This is a genomic window from Streptomyces sp. NPDC047061, assembly GCF_040643955.1.
Taxonomy (GTDB): domain Bacteria; phylum Actinomycetota; class Actinomycetes; order Streptomycetales; family Streptomycetaceae; genus Streptomyces.
On record NZ_JBEYVI010000005.1, the window covers coordinates 388,108 to 394,266 of the forward strand.

A 6,159-nucleotide genomic window follows, 5' to 3' on the forward strand; every position below is an offset into this window, starting at 1 on the left:
TCGTACGCGCACCCGCCCGGCCGAAGTGTCCTACTGGATCTGGTAGCCGTCGTTGTCGGAGAAGTCCTGGTCGATGGCGCGGGCGGCCTTCTGCAGGGCGCTCTTCGGGTCGGCGCCGCCGTAGATCGAGTTCAGGGCCTCGCTGAACTTGGCGGTGACGGTCGGGTAGCCGGCGGTGACCGGGCGGGTCACGGCGACGCAGGACGTGGTGATGTCGCTGTCGCCGCACGGCTTGTCGAGCTGGTCGGCGAAGCGCTCCAGCGGGCCGCCCTTCTTGTACAGCGCGCTCGCGGCGAGCGCGGTCTTGGTCGCGGGCGGGGCGCCGTTGGCCGTCGTCATCGCGGTGACGTTGGTGTCGTTGAGGAGGTAGTCGAGGAAGGCGCCGGCGGCCTTGCCGTTCTTGGAGTCGGCGCCGATGCCCCAGGCCCAGGAGCCCTGGCCGGTCTTGGTGCCGTTGCCGAAGTCGGGCAGCGGCAGCACCACGAGGTCGCTGCCGAGGGCCTTGCTGTAGGTCGGGTACATCCAGTGGCCGACCCAGCTCAGCGCGACCCGGCCCTTGGCGAAGGCGTTGCCGTCGGTGTTGGGGTCGACGTCGCTCTTCCAGGACTGGAAGGTCTTCAGCGCGGAGACCACGGACGCGCTGTCCAGGGCGCCCTCGGCCTTGCCGTTCTTCAGCAGGGAGCCGCCGGCCGACCAGACGATCGGGGAGAAGCCGTAGGTGCCCCACTCGTTGGAGAGGCCGTTGTTCTCCTGGATGTCGAGGACCTTGCCGTCGGAGTCCTTGGCCTTGAGCGCCTTGAGCGCCTTGTTGAACTCCGAGACGGTCCAGGACTCGGAGGCGGTCTTCGGGTACTTCACCCCGGCCGCGTCCAGCAGCTTCTTGTTGGCGTAGATGCCGAGCCCGGAGTCGTACATGCCGAGCCCGTAGTGCTTGCCGCCGATCTCGCCCTGCGCCTTGCTGGCGTCGGTCGCGTTGGACATCGTCTTCGCGGAGACGTAGTCGTCGATGGCCGCGAGCTTCTTGTTGTAGACGAAGTTCGCCATGGTCGGGCCGTCGAACTCCATCACGTCCGGCAGCTGGGAGGCGTCGGTGGCGGTGATGGTCTTGGTGTAGTCGTCGCCGGGGATGAGCTTCAGCTCGACCTTGATCTTGCTCTGGGAGGAGTTGAAGGACTTCACCGCGTTCTGCAGGGCGGTGTCCTCGCTCTTCTGCCCCTGGTGGGCCCAGACGCTGATGGTGCCCTTGCCGCTGCCGGCCGAGGCGGCGGAGTCCCCACCGCTGCCGCCGCCGCAGGCGGCCAGGGCGGCGAGGGGCAGGGCGAGGGCCAGGCCGGTGGCGGCCGTGCGGCGGTACCTTCTGCCGGCCGGGCTGTTGGGGCTGGTCGAGCTCATGGTGTGGTGCCTCCGTGCGGTGCGAGGGTGCGTGGTGCGTGCGCTGGTGCTTCCGGCGTGGGGGAGCTCGGGGCCTGACGGTCCCCGAGGGCTTACTGGGTCCCGACGGCCCCGGGGCTCAGGACCTGCTGGGGGCCGAGGGCCATGGGGAGCCGAGGGCTATTGGGGGCCGCGCGGGCGCGGCGGTGCGGTGGTCTCGCGCAGGACGAGCCGGATGGGCATCTGCACATGCCCGGCCCGCTCGCCGTCCGGCTCGTCGAGCTGCCGCAGCAGCAGCCGGGCGGCCTCGGCACCCTGGCCGGCCACCGGCTGGGCGACGGTGGTCAGCCCGAGGACGTCGGACAGCTCGTGGTCGTCGAAGCCGACGACCGACACGTCGTCCGGCACCCGCAGCCGGTGCCGCCGGAGCGCGCGCAGCGCGCCCATCGCCATCTCGTCGGACTGTGCGAACACGGCCGTCGGCGGCCGGGACGCGGCCAGCAGCTCGGTCATCGCCCGCTCGCCGCCGTCGACGGTGTAGTCGCCGTCCGCCTCCAGGGCCGGGTCGTGCGCGATCCCGGCATCGGACAGGACGTCCAGGTACGCCTGGCGGCGGGCGACGGGTGTGGTCCAGTGCTGGGGCCCGCTCGACCCGCTGATCATGCCGATCCGGCGGTGGCCGAGGTTCACCAGATGCCGTACGGCGTGCTCCGCGCCGGCCCGGTCGTCGATGCCGACCACGCTGAAGCCGGGCCGGGCGCCGCCGACCGTGCTGGCCAGCGGCACGCCGAGGGAGCGCAGCGCGGCCGACTCCTCCTCGTCGGGGATGAGCAGCGACAGCACGGCGTCGACACGCTTGCGCAGCGGCAGCTTGGTGAAGAAACGCTTGCGGGTCTCCGGCGAGCCCAGGTTGTAGAGCAGGACGTCGTACCCGGCGGCGCTGAACACGTGCTCGGCGGCGTCCAGGACGGTGCCGAAGAACCAGCGGCCCACATACGGGACGACGACCCCGATGGTGAAGGTGCGCCCGCTGGCCAGGCTGGACGCCGACCGGGACGCGGTATAGCCGAGCTGGGTGGCGACGGCCGTGATCTGCGCCCGCACCTCGTCGGAGACGCCCGGCTGGCCGCGCAGGGCACGGGACACGGTGGACGCCGAGACTCCGGCGGCGCGGGCGACATCGGTGATGCTGACGGTCACAGCGCTTTTCTCCCGTCTGTTTCACATCGGTGTGATCTGGGGGTGACGTGACCGTAAGCCGGAGCTCGCTGTTGCGCAAGCGTTTGCGTTCAGTTTTACTTGGGCCAATTCTCCAGCGAGATCATCTGTGCCACTGCTCAGCGCATGCGTTTGAGCACTGCGAGCCGACAGGAAATGCGCATGCGATACGCCCCGCCCGGCCTCTGCGTGAACGACTTCGCCCTGCTCCGCGACGACGACGGCACCTACGCGGTGCTGCATCTGCAGGGCCCGTGGACGAGCGAGTTCGACCACCTGAGGATGGAGACCTCGTACGGCAGGGCCACCTCCACCGACCTGGTCGGCTGGCAGCCCGCGGGCACCGCCTTCGGCAACGGCCTGCCCGGCCGCTTCGACCAGCAGGCGGTGTGGACCATGCACCCGATCGCCCACGGCTCCGGGATGGCGATGTTCTACACGGGTGTGAGCGGCCTCACGGACGGCGGCTGGCCGCTCCAGTCCGTCGGGCTGGCCCACTCCGACCGCACCGACGGCACCGGCTGGCGCCGGCACGGCACCGGTCCGGTGGTCGAGGCGGACGCCCGCTGGTACCGCACCGGCGAACGCATGGGCTGGCGCGACCCGTTCGTGGTGCGCGACGACGAGTCGGACGGCTGGGTCATGGTCGTCTGCGCCGCCGACGCCTCGCTCCCCGTCGAGGTCAGCGGCTGCGTCGCCTGGGCCACCTCGGACGACCTGGAGCACTGGACGGTCCAGCCGCCGCTGGTCTCCCCCGGTGACGTGGACGAGCTGGAGTGCCCGGTCCTCGAACGCCTCGACGACGGCAGCTGGCTGCTGATCGGCTCGATCGGCTCGACGCGCGGCTTCGAGTCGTGGACGGCACCGCGGCTGCGCGGCCCCTGGACCCGCCGCGGCCCGCTGGGCCCGACCGGCTCGTACGCCCCGCGCGTCATCGCCGCCCCCGACGGTTCCCGCGTCGTCCTGCACACCACCCCGCGCCGGGTGGACCTCACGGACTCGGGCGACCGGTGCCGCGGCATGCTGGCCCAGCCCAAGTCCCTTGTCGTGCCGGAGGATTCGGCGCCCCGCCTGGAGTGGTGGCCGGGCCTGGACGCCTGGCTCCTGCCGGAGACGGCGGACCCGACGCTGCACGCGGTCGGCGACATGGAGGTCTCCGGGCGGGTCGAGATCACCCTCCGCACCGGCGACGACGGCGGCCCCGCCCTCGTCGTCGGCTGCGACGGCAAGAACCTCTGGGTCACCGGCCCCACCGGCGCGCCCCTGGGCGAGACCGTCCTGACCGAGCCCGCGGCCACGCTCCGGGTGCTCACCGTCGGCGAGTACGTCGAGGTCTACGCCGACGGCGTCTTCGTCCTCACGACCCTGAGCTACTCGGGCCGCCCCGCCCCCTGGACCGCGGTGACGGAAGGACACACCCGCACCGTCCCCGTCCGCCCGGTCCGGCTGCCCGACCCGGTCCGCGACGACGCCTCCGCGATCTGGCCGGGCCCGGCTGCACCGCAGTGAAAGCGCCGGCCACGGCTACACCGCTGATGGCCTCCCTCATTCCGCAGACCTCCTCCGGACCTCCGGTGCAGCGCCCGCATGGCTTGCTTGCCGGCTTCTGGGCCGTACCACCGGAATGCCTGGCCGGTGACGGCGGCGATGCATCGAAGTCCCGGTCGCGGTGCAGGAGGGTCAGGCCTTGAATCCCGGCAGCGGCGGCCACCACGAGATCCGTCGGCCCGGCGCTGCAGCGCCGGACGCGCAGGGGAAACGGCTGGTCCCTAAGCGACCGTGAGCACGATCTTGCCCTGGATATGGCCGCGGGCCGCGCGCTCGTGGGCCGCTCGTGCGTCCGCCAGCGGGAAGGTGCTGTCGATGGCGACACGGACCGTGCCCGTGTCCAGCAGGCTTCCCACTTCGGCGAGTTGGGCGCCGTTCGAGCGGACCTGGGTGCCGGAGACCGTGACGCCCAGCCTGGTGGTCTCCGCGTCGTCGTACTCGCCGAAGAACACGGGGAACAGGGCGCCGCCGCGCTTGAGCGTGCGCAGGAAGCGGCTGCTCTCGCGGCCGCCGACGGCGTCGAGGACGAGGTCGACGTCGTGCACGAGTTCCTCGGGACGGCTCCTGGTGTAGTCGATGAACTCGTCGGCGCCGAGTTCGCGCAGGAACGGCTCGTGCGTGCCCGATGCCACCGCGACGACCCGTGCGCCCTTCCACTTCACCAGCTGCAGGGCGAAGTGGCCCACGCCGCCCGCGGCGCCGTTGACGAGCACCGTCGTGCCGGCGCCGAGTGCCACCGGGCAGTGTCGCGCCGCCTGGAAGGGCGAGGGGTGGTCGTGGCCGAGCTCGATCAGGAACTGCCAGGCCGTCAGCAGGGCCATGGGCGCGCCGGCCGCGTGGGCGTGGTCGATACCGGCCGGCTTGCGCGCCAGGTCCGACGCCGGTGCGGCCACGTACTCGGCGTACGCCCGGCCGTCGAAGCTGGGGAAGCGGAGGAGGCCGAAGACCTCGTCGCCGACGGAGAAGCCTGCCACGTCCGCGGCGACGGCCGCCACGACACCCGAGACGTCCGTGCCGGGAATCACGGGCAGGTCGAACTTCGGCCTGACCTCCGGAGGTATGTTGCTCAGCCCATCGCGCAGGTACCAGTCCGGAGGGTTCACGCCGACCGCGTGGACGCGGACCAGCACCTCACCCGGCCCCGGCTCGGGAAGCGGCACCTCGTCGTAGCTCAGAACCTCGGGGCCGCCGTGCTCATGCAGCCGGACGGCCCTCATCGTGCGTGTCGGCATCGGTCTCTCCTCCCTCTGCCAGGGGATACGCTTATCGGATCAGTGGTCCATATATCCGAACCACTGATCCGAATATATGGACCACTGATCCGGATCGTCAAATGGACCACCGCTCCGGACAGCCGAGAGGGACAGATGCGGGCCGACGCCAGGAAGAACCGCGACCACCTGCTCGCCGTTGCGGGCACCGTCATCGCCGAGCAGGGCGCCGAGGCATCGTTGCGCGACATCGCGCGCAGGGCCGACATGGGGCTCGCCACCCTGCTCCGCCACTTCCCGACCCGCGAGGCGCTGCTCGACGCCCTGCTGCGCACCAGCTTCGACGAGCTGACGGCACAGGCGGCCGAGCTCGAGACGTCGGGCTCCGCCGCGGACGCTCTCGTCTCGTGGCTGCGCGACTGCGTGGCGGTCGCGCACGAGTACCGGGGCGTCACAGAGCTGATGGCGGCCGCCATCGAGGACCCGGAGTCCGCGCTCCATGCCTCGTGCGTCGCCATGCGCGCGGCCGGCACGGGGCTCCTCACCCGCGCCCAGGCCGCGGGCACGGCGCGCACCGACATCGACGGCGCCGATCTGTTCGCGCTGGTGGCGGCGCTCGCGTGGCTCGGCGACCAGTCCTCGTTCGCGCCGCGCGCCGATCACCTCTTCGACGTCGTCACGAGCACGGTTCTGACGGGCTGACGTGGACACCGCCCGGCTCGGACACGGACACGGACACGGACACGGACACGGACACGGACACGGACACGGACACGGACACGGACGTGCCCGGAGCCGTTCGGCTCCGGGC

General features: G+C 71.7%; 5 protein-coding genes and 1 pseudogene. 2 read left to right on the forward strand and 4 right to left on the reverse strand.

The features are described from left to right. Positions 1 to 30: 30 nt before the first annotated feature. Complete coding sequence (locus ABZ887_RS12225; RefSeq protein ID WP_361286676.1) at positions 31 to 1,392, reverse strand: sugar ABC transporter substrate-binding protein; 1,362 nt, start codon at positions 1,390 to 1,392, stop codon at positions 31 to 33. Between the two features lie 159 nt (positions 1,393 to 1,551). After that, positions 1,552 to 2,571 (reverse strand): LacI family DNA-binding transcriptional regulator, encoded by a 1,020-nt coding sequence (locus tag ABZ887_RS12230; RefSeq protein ID WP_361286679.1) that lies wholly within the window; start codon positions 2,569 to 2,571, stop codon positions 1,552 to 1,554. A gap of 180 nt (positions 2,572 to 2,751) precedes the next feature. Here ABZ887_RS12230 and ABZ887_RS12235 point away from each other — a divergent pair, with 180 nt between their 5' ends. Next, on the forward strand, positions 2,752 to 4,098 hold the full coding sequence (locus ABZ887_RS12235; RefSeq protein WP_361286682.1) for a mucin-1: 1,347 nt from the start codon (positions 2,752 to 2,754) through the stop codon (positions 4,096 to 4,098). Positions 4,099 to 4,184: 86 nt separating this feature from the next. Here the strand turns inward: ABZ887_RS12235 and ABZ887_RS12240 are convergent. Continuing rightward, a pseudogene (locus ABZ887_RS12240) lies at positions 4,185 to 4,324 on the reverse strand (VapC toxin family PIN domain ribonuclease); the annotation flags it as partial. 34 nt (positions 4,325 to 4,358) lie between these two features. Further along, entirely contained in the window at positions 4,359 to 5,369 is a 1,011-nt protein-coding gene (locus ABZ887_RS12245) for an NADP-dependent oxidoreductase (RefSeq protein ID WP_361286685.1), read from the reverse strand. A gap of 135 nt (positions 5,370 to 5,504) precedes the next feature. Here ABZ887_RS12245 and ABZ887_RS12250 point away from each other — a divergent pair, with 135 nt between their 5' ends. Next, a complete protein-coding gene (locus ABZ887_RS12250) occupies positions 5,505 to 6,050 on the forward strand; it encodes a helix-turn-helix domain-containing protein (RefSeq protein WP_361286688.1) in 546 nt (181 codons plus the stop codon). The last annotated feature ends 109 nt before the right edge of the window (positions 6,051 to 6,159 follow it).

Coding starts and splice junctions, on each gene's coding strand:
- ABZ887_RS12225 (WP_361286676.1), bottom strand. CDS start 1,392: ATGAGCTCGACCAGCCCCAACAGCCCGGCCGGCAGAAGGTACCGCCGC.
- ABZ887_RS12235 (WP_361286682.1), top strand. CDS start 2,752: ATGCGATACGCCCCGCCCGGCCTCTGCGTGAACGACTTCGCCCTGCTC.
- ABZ887_RS12245 (WP_361286685.1), bottom strand. CDS start 5,369: ATGCCGACACGCACGATGAGGGCCGTCCGGCTGCATGAGCACGGCGGC.
- ABZ887_RS12250 (WP_361286688.1), top strand. CDS start 5,505: ATGCGGGCCGACGCCAGGAAGAACCGCGACCACCTGCTCGCCGTTGCG.